A 14,228-nucleotide genomic window follows, 5' to 3' on the forward strand; every position below is an offset into this window, starting at 1 on the left:
GGGGTTGCCCCGGCCAGCGGGAAAGCGGATCAGCGTGCGCAGACCGCGGCGAAGGCGCTGGCTACCCGCGCAATATTGCCGTGGTTGAGCCCGGCCACGCAGACGCGACCGCTGGCAATCAGATAGATGCCATGCTCTTCACGCAGAACGTCTACCTGATCGGCGCTAAAGCCGGTGTAACTGAACATGCCGCGCTGGGTCAGCAGATAGGAAAAATCCACCGCCGGCAGGGCTGCCTGCAGAGCCTTCACCAGCGCGACGCGCATGGCGCTGATGCGGGTGCGCATGGCCTCCACTTCCCCCTGCCACAGGGCATTCAGCTCGGGATCGTTGAGCACCTGCGACACCACCTGGGCGCCAAACCCCGGCGGGCTGGAGTAGTTGCGGCGCACGGTGGCTTTCAACTGGCCCAGCACGCGCCCGGCGGCATCGGCGTTGTCACAGACCACCGACAGGCCGCCGACACGCTCGCCGTACAGTGAAAAAATCTTCGAGAACGAGTTGCTGACCAGCGCCGTCAGTCCGGCGCTGGCGATGGCGCGTATGGCATAGGCATCTTCATCCAGCCCGCGGCCAAAACCCTGGTAGGCAATATCGAGGAACGGGATCAGCTCCCGGGCGATCAACACCTCAATCACCCGATCCCACTGCTCGGGGGCGAGATCGGCCCCCGTCGGATTATGGCAGCAAGGATGGAGCAGCACGATGCTGCGCGGCGGGAGCTGCTGGAGTGCGGCAAGCATCGCGGGGAAATTGACCCCACGGGTGGCGCTGTCGAACCAGGGATAGGTATGCACCTCGAAACCCGCCCCGGCAAAGATGGCGACATGGTTCTCCCAGGTTGGATCGCTGACCCAGACCGCGGAGTCGGGGAAGTAGCGCTTGAGGAAATCAGCACCCACCTTCAGCGCGCCGGAGCCGCCCAGCGTCTGGATGGTGGCGATGCGTCCGGCACGCAACGCCGGATGGTGTTCGCCAAACAGCAGCGTCTGGACCGCGCGGCGATAGGGAGCCAGTCCCTCCATCGGCAGATAGAGGCTGGCCTTGTGCAACTGGCTCTGCAGCCGGTCAGCGGCCTGACGGACCGCCTCCAGCTGAGGAATGATGGCCTGCTCGTTATAGTACAGCCCGATGCTAAGGTTAACTTTGTCTGCCCGGGGATCCTGTTGAAAGGCTTCCATCAGCGACAGGATAGGATCGCCCGCGTAGGCGTCAACGTTCTGGAACACAGTGGTTACTCCTGAAATGACCGTTAAAGGTGAAGCCATTACACCGCGTAGCGTCCTGGGCGGTGGTTCATGGCGATAATCGAATTCAAAATCACGGCGCCGAGGACAGAGACCAGCAGCATCGGCAGGCTAACCACCCACAGGGAGGCGGTGACGATGCAGGCGTCCACCACCATCTGGAATTTACCGGCGCGGATGCCGCTTTTATCCTGCAGATAGAGGGCCAGAATATTGACGCCGCCGAGGCTCGCTTTATGGCGGAACAGCACCACAAAGCCGATACCGACCATGATGTTGCCGAAGAGGGTGGCGTAATAGGGGTTCAGGCGATCGACATGGATAAAGTAGCCGTGCAGGTCGGAGAACAGCGACACCAGTCCGACCGCGCAGAAGGTTTTCAGCGTGAAGGCGGCGCCCATCCGCCGGACGGAGAGCCAGTAGAAGGGCAGGTTAATGGCGAAGAAAACCACGCCGAACGGCAGGTGGGTGGCGTAGTGGATCAGAAAGGCCATGCCTGCCGTCCCGCCGGTCAGGGCGCCGGCCTGGCGAAACAGGATAATGCCAAAGGAGATCATCAGCGTGCCGAACAGCAGCGCCAGGGCATCCTCCAGCCAGGTGTGGGTCAGTTTTTCATGGGAAAGGACGTTATCCATAAATAAGCACTATCTTTTCGTTAACAAGGATAAGCTCTTGTTTGCAAAAATCGCACCAGAGGAGCGTGCCCGGGCGATTGGTTGCGGAAAAAATAGCCGTGGTTTAGCCTAACCTGTTGTTCTGTCGGAAAGAGAAAATCGCACGGGTCGTGCGCATAATGGTTATGAAATGCGTAAATTGTGCGAATTTACTGCTTATCACGCATTGACTGGCCCCGCATCTGCACCAGCGCAGGGCACTATGCTCCGGTTCAGCGCAGCGAGGGCGTGCCCGGCATCAGCTGGCCGTTCTCCTTCAGGCGGTTGAGCACGACGGCGGTTTTCAGATGAGCCACCCCTTTGTTTTGCGCCAGAATATGGCTGATCAAATGGCTTAGTCCGGGCAGGTCCGGGACCGTTACCCGCAGCAGATAATCGGCGTCGCCGGTGGTTTTCCAGGCGTCCAGAATGGCGTCCACTTCACTGAGCATCTGATGAAAGCTCTCCACGCATTGCGGGGTGTGATTCAGCAGGCGCACCTCAATCAGGCCAAGCATCTCCTGCCCGGCGGCATCCGGCGCCAGACGCGCATGGTAGCCGAGGATAAGCTGCGCCTGTTCAAGGGCGATACGGCGGCGCGAACACTGGGAAGCGGACAGGCCGATAAGCTCGCTAAGCTCCTGATTGGTCAAACGGCCATTGGCCTGCAGCAGGGTAAGAATTTTCAGATCATAGTCGTCGATGTTGTACATAGTGGCCACTAGCGGAACGTAAAAGTGGCTACCAGCCTAACAGTTTTTTGCCTGGCGTGAAGCCTGACCCGACGGCGGCAAACCGGATGCACCAAAACGGGTCAGCTTCATGCATTAAGCCACTGGTTTTCTCATGATCTGTGCGTCATCTGGCCAATTTTCGCGCGTTATGCGCCAGGTCAGCGCCGCGATGACCAGCTTTCAGAACGAACTGGAAAATAATATTTCAATATAATTCAATGAATTATTTTTGACCTGACGCTCCGCGACGATCCGCTGGCCTGAAAGTTGCTACCGGCGAAAGTGACTTTTTACAGACAGGGGCAGGTCAGAGATGACAACGCAGCAAGAGCATCAGTTAAAGCGCGGGTTAAAAAACCGCCATATCCAGTTGATCGCCCTCGGGGGGGCGGTCGGCACCGGACTGTTTTTAGGTATCGCGCAAACGATCCGTATGGCAGGCCCCTCGGTCCTGCTGGGATACGCCATCGCCGGGGTTATCGCCTTCTTTATCATGCGTCAGCTTGGCGAAATGGTGGTAGAGGAGCCGGTGGCGGGGTCGTTCAGCCATTTCGCCAACCGCTACTGGGGGCCCTTCGCCGGGTTTATGTCCGGCTGGAATTACTGGGTGTTGTACGTGCTGGTAAGCATGGCGGAGCTGACGGCGGTGGGCATCTATATTCAGTACTGGTGGCCGGAGGTACCCACCTGGCTGTCGGCGGCAATCTTCTTCGTGGCGATCAACGCCATCAACCTGACGCACGTCAAAGTGTATGGCGAGCTGGAGTTCTGGTTCTCGATTGTCAAAGTGGCCGCTATCATCAGCATGATCGCCTTTGGCTGCTATCTGTTATTTAGCGGTCACGGCGGGCCGGCGGCGACGGTGGCCAACCTGTGGCAGGACGGGGGATTTTTCCCTAACGGTATCACGGGCTTAGTGATGGCCATGGCGGTGATCATGTTCTCCTTCGGCGGGCTTGAGCTGGTGGGGATCACCGCGGCGGAAGCCGACGAACCGCATAAAACCATTCCCAAAGCCACCAACCAGGTGATCTACCGTATTCTGCTTTTTTATGTGGGGTCGCTGGCGGTCTTGCTGTCACTCTACCCGTGGCGGAACGTCGTGGAAGGGGGAAGCCCCTTTGTGCTGATCTTTCACGCCATTGACAGCAATATTGTGGCCAACGCCCTCAATCTGGTGGTGCTCACCGCCGCGCTGTCGGTCTACAACAGCTGCGTCTACTGCAACAGCCGGATGCTGTTCGGCCTGGCTCAGCAGGGCAACGCCCCGCGCGCGCTGCTGCGGGTGAACCACCGCGGGATCCCGTTGACCGCCCTGGCGGTGTCCGCCGTCGCCACGGCGCTTTGCGTGGTGATTAACTATGTGATGCCCGGGAAAGCCTTTGCCTTGCTGATGGCCCTGGTGGTGGCCGCCCTGGTCATCAACTGGGCGATGATCTGCATCACTCATCTTAAGTTCCGCCGCGCCATGCAGCGGGCCGGGAAGGTAACGGCTTTCCAGAGTTTCGCCTATCCCCTGACAAACTGGCTGTGTCTGCTGTTTCTCGCCGGGATCCTCGGGGTGATGTATCTGACCCCGGACATCCGCATCTCCGTCTGCCTGATCCCGGTATGGCTGCTGATCCTTGCCGCAGGCTATCTGCTGCGCAGGAAAAGCGCGCCGGAGCCGGTGGCGGCGCTGGAGGAGCGGTAGTCGCCGACGCCCTGCCTGGCGGCAGGGCGATATTGTGTCGACTAAAAAATCACGGGGAAATAGATAATTACGATAAATGACATCTCACGTTATCGGTCTGAAAATTGACAAAAGCGTGGGGCAGACAGCCTGGGGTTCTGGCTGGTCGTTATCCTGTTTATCGCCGGTGGGGAAGGAGAGCCGCCAGCGGGAACGAGGGCCGTGGCGGCGGAAGGGGGGAGATCAACGGCAGGCGCGTCGGCCAGGCCTTCGGTATACCGCAACAGGCTGCCTGTTAATCCACGTTAGTAAAATAATCGCGCGCGGCGGTCTCGACGCGCTTCGCGTCCAGCCCGGTCTTCTCAGTGATCTGCTCGATAAACGGTTTAAATTTTTCGTCCATCACGTTCCCTCCTTCCCAGTGGGCGACGTAGAATTTGCACTGATAGCGATAAAAATGGAGAGTGGTATCTCCTAACGTGTAGTACATGAGCTTCTCCTGTCCGGTATTGCGGTCACCGCGTCCACAGCGTCAGCAACCTTGTTCTCATCACGATCGATCTGTTCTCTATCCTCCTCCCAATTGGCTGAAATTTCCAGCGGTGCTTTAGGCAAAAAGGCAGGATAAAGAAAGGATAATCTGCTGACAGGCAGTGATTATTTCTGCAGTCGGGGTGGCGATCCGGTTACCTGCGGGCCGCACAGATAACCGGAGTAACGACAGGCTTAGCGCAGCGCGTTGCGCTCGTCGTCGGTCAGGTCGAGGGTCTGCGCCACGCCGCTTTCTGCAGAGCGTGCCGCCGCTTCCAGGACGGCCATCACCGCCAGCGCCTGCACCGGCGGCACCGGATTGGCGATCAGGCCCTTCAGCGCGTCGCGGATCTGCATATAGTACTGGCGCTGATCGCCCGGCGGGGTAGGCTGGGTTTGGGTCTGCAGCGAGGCGTCATAGATAACCAGCCCATCCTCATCCTCTCCCCAGCCGGCGCTTCCCGGCACCACACCCGCCAGCAGCTGGCTCTCCTGCTGGTCGGCCCGCGCTTTAACAACGCTGCCTTTATCGCCATGCACCGTGAAGCGCGAGGAGCCCCCCGCGACCAGCATGCTGCAGTGGAGGATCGCTTTATGCGCCGGGTAGTTTAAGACCACATGCGCCCAGTCGTTGATCTCCGCGCCGTCGCGCAGGGTGGCGATATTGCCCTGTACCGACTGCGGCAGACCAAACAGCTGCAGCGCCTGATCGATCAGGTGCGGCCCAAGATCGAACCATAAACCGCTGCCGGGGACGTTCTGCTCGCGCCAGCGGACGCGGACTTCCGGGCGGAAACGGTCGAAATGGGACTCAAAATGTTTCACCGTGCCGATGGCGCCCTGCTCAATAACCTGACGGATACCGAGATAGTCGCTGTCCCAGCGGCGGTTATGGAAGACGGAAAGCAGCCGCTGTTTCACCTGCGCCAGGGCGATCAGCTCCCGGGCCTCCTGCATATCAAGGGTAAAGGGTTTGTCCACCACCACATGCTTGCCGGCGTTCAGCGCCAGGCGGGCCAACGGCGCGTGCGTGGCGTTGGGGGAGGCGATAACCACCAGATCGACATCCGGGTGCTGGACCGCCGCTTCCGGGGAAGCGATCACTGTGACGTCCGGCAGGTCGCGTTTGACTTTCTCTTCATCGCGCGAGGCGACGAAGGCCAGGTTCAGGCCCGGCACCGAACGGATAAGCGGCGCGTGGAAAGTCTTACCGACGAAGCCATAGCCAATCAGGGCGATATTTATCGTGTTGTTACTCATCAAGTTCTCCACGTTGTTAAGCGTCAGCAATATGTACAGAGAGGGCAGGGTCATCCCCCAGCTCAGGCCAGGGACGATCGAGGAAAAGATGGTGAATGTCGCTGAGACCGGCCACCAGCCAGGGTTCGCAATGGTTGACTTTGGTATGGTCCGCCACCAGCCAGTGTTCCGCGCTGGCGGCGAGCATGGCGCGTTTTACGTCCGCATCGGCCTCCTGGCTGGCGCTCAGGCCCAGTTCGGCATGCAACGCGCAGGCGCCGAGAATCGCGATATCGGCGCGGTAGCGCGCCACCAGCGACAGCGTGGCGCTGCCGGCGAACAGCCGCTGTTCACTGTCCCACTGGCCGCCAAGCAGGATAAGCTGGATATCGGCGCGGTCGCTGAACAGCTGGGCGATATCCAGCGAAGCGGTGATCACGGTCATGGGGCCTTTCAGCTGGGTAGCGACGGCCAGCAGTGTGCTGCCGGCGTCGAGAAACAGCGTCGAGCCGGAGGGGATGCGCGCGGCGACCTGCTGGCCCAGACGCTGTTTCGTTCCGGGGAGCAGGGCGTTTCTTCCCTGGCGCGTCATCGCCGGGACGTTAAGCGCGATGGCGCCGCCGTGGCTTTTCTGCAGTACCCCCTGGTTTTCCAGCTCACTGAGATCCCGGCGTATGGTATCGGCCGACACCTGCAGCGCATCAACCAGTTCGCTGATGCTCAGCTGACCGGTTTCACTCAGCCGGTCAAGGATGTGTTTTTGTCGCGCGAGCTTATGCATGGCGAGGGACTCCGCAAATTGACGCAATAAACGGCATAATACAGCAAAAGGCCGCAAAATAAACCGCAAAAGGTCGCAGTGAACCGCGCAAAACCTGAAGAACTTGATTTCACTACACTTTAACGTTAAATGAGGAAAGCGGGCGTGGCCCGGGGGAAAGCGCTTTTTAATGAAGCGATTAGCCTCTTTCACCGGGCAATAAACAGCGAAAAAGCGCGCTTTCGCGTACCTTATACAGAGCGCGCGCAATGCGACAGGCATGGATTAACGGAGGTTGAGTGGACGCGATTAAAGGCTCGGAGTTGCAGATACCGGACGCGATCTTCGCGTGGGTGCTCGACGGGCAGGGGGGCGTGAAGCCGCTCGCCGATGACGATATTATCGACAAAGAGAAACCCTGCTGGCTGCATCTCAACTATACCCATAGCGACAGCGCCGACTGGCTGGCGGCCACCCCGTTGCTGCCCAATAACGTGCGCGATGCCCTGGCGGGCGAGAGCACCCGACCGCGGGTGACGCGGATCGGCGACGGGGCGTTGATTACCCTGCGCTGCATCAACGGCAGCACCGATGAACGGCCAGACCAGCTGGTGGCGATGCGTCTGTATATGGATGAGCGGCTGATCGTCTCCACTCGTCAGCGCAAAGTGCTGGCGCTGGACGATGTGCTGGGCGACCTGAAGGAGGGCAATGGGCCGACGGATGGCGGCAGCTGGCTGGTGGAAGTCTGCGACGCGCTGACCGATCATGCCAGTGAGTTTATTGAACAACTGCATGACCGAATTATCGACCTCGAAGACGACCTGCTCGATCAGCAGGTGCCGCCGCGCGGTTTTCTCGCGCTACTGCGTAAGCAGCTGATTGTGATGCGTCGGTATATGGCGCCGCAGCGCGATGTTTACGCCCGGCTGGCCAGCGAACGCCTGCCATGGATGAGCGACGATCAGCGGCGGCGGATGCAGGATATCGCCGAGCGGCTGGGGCGCGGGCTGGACGAGATCGACAGCTGCATTGCCCGGACGGCGATCATGAGCGATGAGATCGCCCAGATTATGCAGGAGTCGCTGGCGCGGCGGACCTATACGATGTCGTTGATGGCGATGGTGTTTCTGCCCAGCACCTTTTTAACCGGCCTGTTCGGCGTCAACCTCGGGGGGATCCCAGGTAACAGCTGGCATCTGGGCTTTAGCCTCTTCTGCCTGATGTTAGTCGTTGTCATCGGTGGTGTTGCGTGGTGGTTACATCGCAGTAAATGGTTGTAAAGAATCGCCTTTTGGCAGCGACGATGCCGGGAAAACCCGGCAATGTTTGAGCGAAATCAATAAACCCTCTACCCATTCAGGGCAATATCTCTCTCGCAGGTGAATGCAACGTCAAGCGATGGGCGTTGCGCTCCATATTGTCTTACTTCCTTTTTTGAATTACTGCATAGCACAATTGATTCGTACGACGCCGACTTTGTTGAGTCGGCTTTTTTTTTTGCGCTCTCCTGACCAGCTTCTACGCTTACTAAGACACCCGACGGTCTTCAGGCCGTTTACGCCTGCGGGTACGCCCGTATCACTTTCCGGGAGGCCACTATGCATTACGCTTCAGGGCTGACAGCCCAGTCCATCCCCATCTCGCCCGAGCCGAACGATCCGGTTCCTTTACCCGATCCGCGACCGCGCCCGCAGCCGCAGCCCGATCCGCCGCCTGATGAAGAGCCGATTAAATTGTCGCATCAGGCGCGGAGATCTGCGAGGATACGCGCCTGCAGATCGTCTGTCCTTTAATACGAGAATACATTGTGACCGCTTTTTCTACCCTGACTGTTTTACCTGCCGCCCAATTAGCCAACCTTAACGAGCTGGGTTATCTGTCGATGACGCCGGTTCAGGCCGCCGCCCTGCCGGCGATCCTCGCGGGGAAAGATGTGCGCGTGCAGGCAAAAACCGGCAGCGGAAAAACGGCCGCCTTCGGGCTGGGCCTGCTGCAGCATATCGATCCGTCGCGCTTTGAGACCCAGTCGCTGGTGCTGTGTCCGACCCGTGAACTGGCCGATCAGGTTGCCGGCGAGCTGCGCCGTCTGGCGCGCTGCCTGCCGAACATCAAGATTTTGATGCTCTGCGGCGGGCAGCCGTTTGGCGCTCAGCGCGATTCACTGCAGCACGCCCCGCATATTATCGTCGCCACCCCGGGCCGTCTGCTCGATCATCTGCAGAAGGGGACGGTTTCTCTCGACGCGCTGCAGACCCTGGTGATGGATGAAGCGGACCGCATGCTCGATATGGGCTTCAGCGATGCCATCGACGAGGTGATCCGCTTCGCGCCGGCTGACCGGCAGACGCTGCTGTTTTCCGCCACCTGGCCTGCGGCGATCGCGGCGATCAGCGGTCGGGTGCAGCGTCATCCGGAAACGATTGAGATTGACAGCGTCGATGCGTTACCGGCTATCGAACAGCAGTTCTTTGAAGTTTCCCGCCACGGCAAGATTGCGCTGCTCCAGCGTCTGCTCAGCCAGCATCAGCCGGCGTCCTGCGTGGTGTTCTGCAATACCAAGCGCGATTGCCAGGCGGTCTGCGATGCGCTCAACGCCGCCGGGCAGAGCGCATTATCGCTGCACGGTGACCTCGAGCAGCGCGACCGCGATCAAACGCTGGTGCGCTTCGCGAACGGCAGCGTTCGGGTTCTGGTGGCGACCGACGTCGCCGCCCGCGGCCTGGACATCAAATCTCTCGCGCTGGTGGTGAACTTCGAGCTGGCCTGGGATCCGGAGGTGCATGTTCACCGCATCGGCCGCACCGCCCGCGCCGGCGAACAAGGCCTGGCTATCAGCTTCTGCGCGCCGGAAGAGGCGCAGCGCGCCACCATTCTGGCCGACATGCTGCAATTATCCCTTAACTGGCTGCCGGCGCCGACGGGCAACGCTATCACGCCGCTGACGGCGGAGATGGCGACGCTGTGCATCGACGGCGGAAAAAAGGCGAAAATGCGCCCGGGGGATGTGCTGGGAGCGTTGACCGGAGATATGGGGTTTGATGGCGCTGATATCGGCAAAATTACCGTCCACCCGGCCCACGTCTATGTGGCGATCCGCCAGAATATGGCGCAGAAAGCGTATAAGCAGTTACAAAACGGCAAGATCAAAGGTAAAGCCTGTCGCGTACGACTGCTGAAGTAAGGGCAGAATAGCGCGTCTCAGGCGGCGGCCTGAGACGCTTTCGGGTTACTTCACTTCCACTACGTTCAGACGCAGCTCATCTAACCGGGCGTCCTCTTCCTCCGGCTGCCAGCCGGCAGGCTGCAGGGGAATCTCTTCCCGGTCAAACGCCAGATCGCCGCCGTCCACCACCTCAGAACCGTGGGTGATGCCTTTAAAATCAAACAGATTAACGTCGCTCAGGTGCGAAGGCACCACGTTCTGCATCGCGCTAAACATGGTTTCAATGCGTCCCGGATAACGCTTATCCCAGTCGCGAAGCATATCGGCGATCACCTGGCGCTGCAGGTTAGGCTGCGACCCGCACAGGTTGCATGGAATGATCGGGAAGCCCTTGGCCTGGGAGAAACGCTCGATGTCTTTTTCACGGCAGTAGGCCAGCGGGCGGATGACGATGTGTTTGCCGTCATCGCTCATCAGCTTCGGCGGCATCCCTTTCATCTTGCCGCCGTAGAACATATTCAGGAACAGCGTCTGCAGGATGTCGTCGCGATGATGGCCGAGGGCAATCTTGGTGGCGCCGAGTTCGCTGGCGGTACGGTAGAGAATGCCGCGACGCAGGCGAGAGCAGAGCGAGCAGGTGGTTTTCCCTTCCGGGATCTTCTCTTTGACGATGCCGTAGGTATTCTCTTCGACAATCTTGTATTCAACGCCCAGCTGCTCAAGATACGCCGGCAGAATATGCTCCGGGAACCCGGGCTGTTTCTGGTCGAGGTTCACCGCCACCAGCGAGAAGGAGATGGGCGCGCTTTTCTGCAGGTTACGCAGGATCTCCAGCATGGTATAGCTGTCCTTGCCGCCTGACAGACAAACCATAATGCGGTCGCCTTCTTCAATCATATTGAAGTCGGCGATCGCCTCACCGACGTTGCGGCGCAGACGTTTCTGCAGCTTGTCGATGTTGTATTTCTCTTTCTTTGTAAGTTCTTGATTTTCTTGCATTATTAACATTCTCAAAATCTTAAAGGGGCATATAGGGGGCAAAACGTGTTAAAGCCCAAGCCGGGAATTCAACATAGAAACCTGGTCGCCGTTCATTTCTTCTATCCATGTACTATAAACGTCGTACACCATTTGCGCGTTTTCATGCCCCATCTGATTGGCTATAAAAGACGGGTTTGCGCCAGCCGTCAGGAGCCAGCAGGCAAAAGTATGCCGCGTATGGTACGGATTCCTGCGGCGAATGCCAGCGCGTTTTACTGCAGCTTCCCATCTGCTGCCTATGCTGCTGTGCGAGTAGCAGGGTTTTTGCTCGCCTTTCCGTCTCCGCGGCATGAAAACAAGTCGCAAATTCTGTTCCTCGCTTGAGCCGTATTCCCTGTGGTGAAACGTGATAGTGGCGACCGGATGTCCAGCTGTCAGTTCATGCTGCGCTTTGAGCGCGTCCAGGGCAGGGCCGAGCAATTGTATCGTCCGGTTTCCTGCTGCTAATGCCATACCGAGGCCTTTTGCTGAGGCGCTGGTGAGAGGTAACTCGCCGGAGATGTGCCGGGCGTGAGAAACCGTAAAAGCACCTGGGAAGCAATAAAATACCCGGCAATCAGTGCCGGGTTTTGGGGCTCACATAAGATTGGAAATCTGGCTGTAAGAGAGGTGTTTACTTTACTTGATTCTAAATGATAAGTCGAAACTCCTCATTTTTTAATGGAATATAGGTGAATGGAAGCGTTATAGGGAAGGAGTAGCCCTGCGGAAGAATGGCGATGCCTCAATCCCCCGCAGAACGCAAAGCGCGCAGCTAACCCGGCTGTGATATATAATCCCCTCCATACCAGCGGGGATGTAGAAGTGGAGCCGCATTCTCAGGCGTTGCATGAAAAAGGCGTATTAGAGATCTATAGACATAAGGAAAACAACAATTGGTATCGGTTATGAAAAAAACATTACTTCTGGTTTGCGCTGTTCTTATATCAAACTTGGCACTTGCTGCAGAAAATAAAGAAGAAGTTGTGCCTGTGCGGATAAGTTGCCCTAATCCTTATTATCCAGTTTCTGCCATGGCTAATCGGATTAGTGGCACTGTAAATTACGCTGCCTCAGTAAATGAAAAAGGGGAAGTAACTTCTGTTGAGACAACTGGTGCTGAGATCTTTTTTAGAGAAACAAGATCAGCAATGAGAAAATGCAAGTATGAGCCCGGAAAGCCAGGCATTGCGCGTGGAACAATAAGATTTCGTCCATCTCAACCGTAAATACTGCTAGCCTGCCTGGATTTTCTGTACTGAGAGATCTAGCAGCCTGATGCTCTTGCAATGGGAGTCGAGCCAAGTGATGTTATGTTGGCAAGCTCTAGAGATTTACCTGGCAAAATCACTGGTTAAGGGGAGCAGGTTAGTCATGGTTGGCTGAAAAAAACGGAGACGAGTCAGGCTCTCCTGTTCCCGGTGTGATTGCTGAAAAATTTCGTGGCTGTGAGTTTTCGAACTTTCATTCATTCGGAGAGCTTTCAGGAAGGCGGTTTCTGATACCACTGAGCTAACTGAGCGGTTTGACAAGCTAGCTTAGGGGGTATCAAGTTAGAAACATGGTCGTTCATTCGTAAAATGAGCATGTCGGGGGAAGGCTTAAACATGAATTAGAACACGCAAAAGCTATTAAAATACCGGTGATGTGTATGGTATTGAGAACTGGCGAGTTATGATGCACAAAAAGCCATGTCGAAGTTCACTAAGCAATGGTGGTAAATGATGGACAATAAAAAAAGCATTTCTGATTACACCGAATCTGAGTTTTTAGCTTTTGTGAAAAAGATATTTAATCCGGATAATACAACCGAAGATGAAGATGTGCAAAATGTTTTAGAGTTTGAACGTATCACTGAACACCCTGATGGTTCTGATGTAATTTTCTATCCTCCAAAGGGCCGAGAGGATAGTCCGGAAAGGGTTGTTAAGGAAGTGAAAGAATGGCGGGCCAGGAATGGCAAGCCTGGTTTCAAAGAGTAGCTGATCGGTACAGTTGCGTTATCTTACCTATCTTAACGTGATAATAGATGACTTCTGATTGAAACTCGCGCCGGCGGTTTTTTATTACGTTGAATTTATTATCGATGAAAGTAGTTCACAATTTTGATTTTTTATCAACCAGCCCTAAAGATGCCGTCGGAGCCTGAGCAACTTCCTTAACTTATGCGCTTTGAGGGCATTCCCGATGCAAAAGGCAATCAGAACACCAAGGTCTGCTTTCAGCATAGTGCGGGTATTATCAGGTTATTGGATTTTAATAGCCTCAATCAATTACGCCCCCTGATTCCTAACGTTGTCCACCGCTCGGAAAACGGGGTGCCATGTGAAATGATCAGCAGGTACCGCACCATCTGCAATTATCTCATTCACCTCTTTTCCTCGAATAGCCTGCCTCATCCATTCCCGGGTGGATTCAGGTGCCAGGACCAGCGGCCGGCGGTGTGGGGGGCTGGCTGTATGTAAATACAAAATAAATTCAGTTGGTTGGGGAGCACAACTTATTGATGTTGTACATTTTTGCTGATTTCTTGATTTTGCAGCATGTAATAGTGGCTCAATTCATAGTGTGGCATCAGAAGAGCACGCGTTCTGCCAGCCGCTGGACAACGTGGCGCTGGCGCGTAGCAATTAATGAGGTCTGACGGACAACCGTGGCGTGTATGGTACGGATTCAGGGGCGGAATGTCAGCATCTTTCCGGCACTTTCGGCTGGGGGCAGGGGCAGAAGTAAAAATAAAAAGCCCGCCGGGCGGCGGGCTGAGGCGTTAGCGAACGACCAGCACCGAGCACTCGGCGTGGCGGACCACCGCGGCGGCGTTGGAGCCCAGCAGATAGGTGGTAATATCCGGCCGGTGCGAAGCGATGATCACCAGGTCGGCGGGTAGCGACCTGGCGAGGGCCAGGATCTTATCTTTTGGCGATCCTTCGGCAACGTGAAAATGTTTCCGATCTTCCGGGATAGAGAACTGCTTCGCGAGCTCTTTAAGCTGCGTTTCCGTCCCTTCGCGCAGCTCATCCATACCAGGCAGTTCGGCGGTATAGGCCATTCCCAGTGAGGCATAATAAGGCAGGGAAGGGATAACGGAGAGGAAATGGACCTCAGCGTCGTCAATCCGCGCTTCCGATTCAACGTGACTGATAATGCGTTCAGTAAATTCTTTATCAGAGATATCGATGGGGACAAGAATCATTCTGCTCATAAAA

General features: G+C 56.8%; 15 protein-coding genes and 2 pseudogenes. 7 read left to right on the top strand and 10 right to left on the bottom strand.

Features of this window, described 5'->3' with window-relative positions:
- Positions 1 to 29: 29 nt before the first annotated feature.
- The 3 genes from MKR05_RS02430 to MKR05_RS02440 form a co-directional block, all read right to left on the bottom strand.
- On the bottom strand, positions 30 to 1,229 hold the full coding sequence (locus MKR05_RS02430) for an amino acid aminotransferase (protein ID WP_032452610.1): 1,200 nt from the start codon (positions 1,227 to 1,229) through the stop codon (positions 30 to 32).
- Between the two features lie 38 nt (positions 1,230 to 1,267).
- The gene (locus MKR05_RS02435) at positions 1,268 to 1,882 is read right to left on the bottom strand and encodes a YitT family protein (protein WP_188201193.1); all 615 of its coding nucleotides are present in this window, start codon (positions 1,880 to 1,882) and stop codon (positions 1,268 to 1,270) included.
- A gap of 251 nt (positions 1,883 to 2,133) precedes the next feature.
- Positions 2,134 to 2,613, bottom strand: a complete 480-nt coding sequence (locus tag MKR05_RS02440) for an Lrp/AsnC family transcriptional regulator (protein ID WP_023289419.1) — start codon at positions 2,611 to 2,613, stop codon at positions 2,134 to 2,136.
- A 334-nt stretch (positions 2,614 to 2,947) separates the two neighbouring features.
- Between MKR05_RS02440 and MKR05_RS02445 the strand changes: the two genes are divergently transcribed.
- On the top strand, positions 2,948 to 4,327 hold the full coding sequence (locus MKR05_RS02445) for an amino acid permease (RefSeq protein ID WP_043522066.1): 1,380 nt from the start codon (positions 2,948 to 2,950) through the stop codon (positions 4,325 to 4,327).
- Between the two features lie 274 nt (positions 4,328 to 4,601).
- Here MKR05_RS02445 and MKR05_RS02450 read toward each other — a convergent pair whose 3' ends face one another.
- The 3 genes from MKR05_RS02450 to MKR05_RS02460 all read right to left on the bottom strand — a co-directional run bounded on the left by MKR05_RS02450 (position 4,602) and on the right by MKR05_RS02460 (position 6,857).
- Entirely contained in the window at positions 4,602 to 4,796 is a 195-nt protein-coding gene (locus tag MKR05_RS02450; protein ID WP_004203980.1) for a hypothetical protein, read from the bottom strand.
- A 236-nt stretch (positions 4,797 to 5,032) separates the two neighbouring features.
- Positions 5,033 to 6,151, bottom strand: a complete 1,119-nt coding sequence (locus MKR05_RS02455; RefSeq protein WP_117264909.1) for an oxidoreductase — start codon at positions 6,149 to 6,151, stop codon at positions 5,033 to 5,035.
- Entirely contained in the window at positions 6,114 to 6,857 is a 744-nt protein-coding gene (locus tag MKR05_RS02460) for a DeoR/GlpR family DNA-binding transcription regulator (RefSeq protein ID WP_032452613.1), read from the bottom strand. The genes MKR05_RS02455 and MKR05_RS02460 overlap by 38 nt, the downstream gene beginning before the upstream one ends.
- Before the next feature lie 278 nt (positions 6,858 to 7,135).
- Here MKR05_RS02460 and zntB point away from each other — a divergent pair, with 278 nt between their 5' ends.
- The 3 genes from zntB (at position 7,136) to dbpA (ending at position 10,020) form a co-directional block, all read left to right on the top strand.
- Positions 7,136 to 8,119, top strand: coding sequence for a zinc transporter ZntB (zntB, locus tag MKR05_RS02465; RefSeq protein ID WP_032436262.1), 984 nt, complete (start codon positions 7,136 to 7,138; stop codon positions 8,117 to 8,119).
- 336 nt (positions 8,120 to 8,455) lie between these two features.
- Positions 8,456 to 8,632, top strand: a complete 177-nt coding sequence (locus tag MKR05_RS02470) for a hypothetical protein (RefSeq protein ID WP_369707506.1) — start codon at positions 8,456 to 8,458, stop codon at positions 8,630 to 8,632.
- A gap of 14 nt (positions 8,633 to 8,646) precedes the next feature.
- A complete protein-coding gene (gene dbpA, locus MKR05_RS02475) occupies positions 8,647 to 10,020 on the top strand; it encodes an ATP-dependent RNA helicase DbpA (protein ID WP_044522571.1) in 1,374 nt (457 codons plus the stop codon).
- A 45-nt stretch (positions 10,021 to 10,065) separates the two neighbouring features.
- Here dbpA and ttcA read toward each other — a convergent pair whose 3' ends face one another.
- Together ttcA and MKR05_RS02485 are read right to left on the bottom strand one after the other, a co-directional pair.
- Positions 10,066 to 11,001 (bottom strand): tRNA 2-thiocytidine(32) synthetase TtcA, encoded by a 936-nt coding sequence (gene ttcA / locus MKR05_RS02480; RefSeq protein ID WP_023289425.1) that lies wholly within the window; start codon positions 10,999 to 11,001, stop codon positions 10,066 to 10,068.
- Between the two features lie 48 nt (positions 11,002 to 11,049).
- Positions 11,050 to 11,484 (bottom strand): annotated as a pseudogene (locus tag MKR05_RS02485) (tyrosine-type recombinase/integrase); the annotation flags it as partial.
- Between the two features lie 446 nt (positions 11,485 to 11,930).
- Here MKR05_RS02485 and MKR05_RS02490 point away from each other — a divergent pair.
- From MKR05_RS02490 to MKR05_RS02495, 3 genes are all read left to right on the top strand, one after another.
- Complete coding sequence (locus MKR05_RS02490; protein ID WP_071996700.1) at positions 11,931 to 12,251, top strand: TonB family protein; 321 nt, start codon at positions 11,931 to 11,933, stop codon at positions 12,249 to 12,251.
- Between the two features lie 149 nt (positions 12,252 to 12,400).
- Positions 12,401 to 12,538, top strand: a complete 138-nt coding sequence (locus tag MKR05_RS27015; RefSeq protein WP_349950190.1) for a hypothetical protein — start codon at positions 12,401 to 12,403, stop codon at positions 12,536 to 12,538.
- A gap of 205 nt (positions 12,539 to 12,743) precedes the next feature.
- Positions 12,744 to 13,004 carry a bacteriocin immunity protein gene (locus MKR05_RS02495; RefSeq protein WP_004203992.1) on the top strand — a complete coding sequence of 87 codons (261 nt, stop codon included), beginning with the start codon at positions 12,744 to 12,746 and terminating at the stop codon, positions 13,002 to 13,004.
- 291 nt (positions 13,005 to 13,295) lie between these two features.
- Here the strand turns inward: MKR05_RS02495 and MKR05_RS02500 are convergent.
- Together MKR05_RS02500 and uspF are read right to left on the bottom strand one after the other, a co-directional pair.
- Positions 13,296 to 13,463 (bottom strand): annotated as a pseudogene (locus MKR05_RS02500) (SOS response-associated peptidase); the annotation flags it as partial.
- A 326-nt stretch (positions 13,464 to 13,789) separates the two neighbouring features.
- Entirely contained in the window at positions 13,790 to 14,224 is a 435-nt protein-coding gene (gene uspF, locus MKR05_RS02505) for a universal stress protein UspF (RefSeq protein WP_023289426.1), read from the bottom strand.
- Positions 14,225 to 14,228: the final 4 nt, after the last annotated feature.

Source organism: Klebsiella sp. K5-204, from assembly GCF_030128585.1.
Classification (GTDB): domain Bacteria; phylum Pseudomonadota; class Gammaproteobacteria; order Enterobacterales; family Enterobacteriaceae; genus Klebsiella; species Klebsiella quasipneumoniae.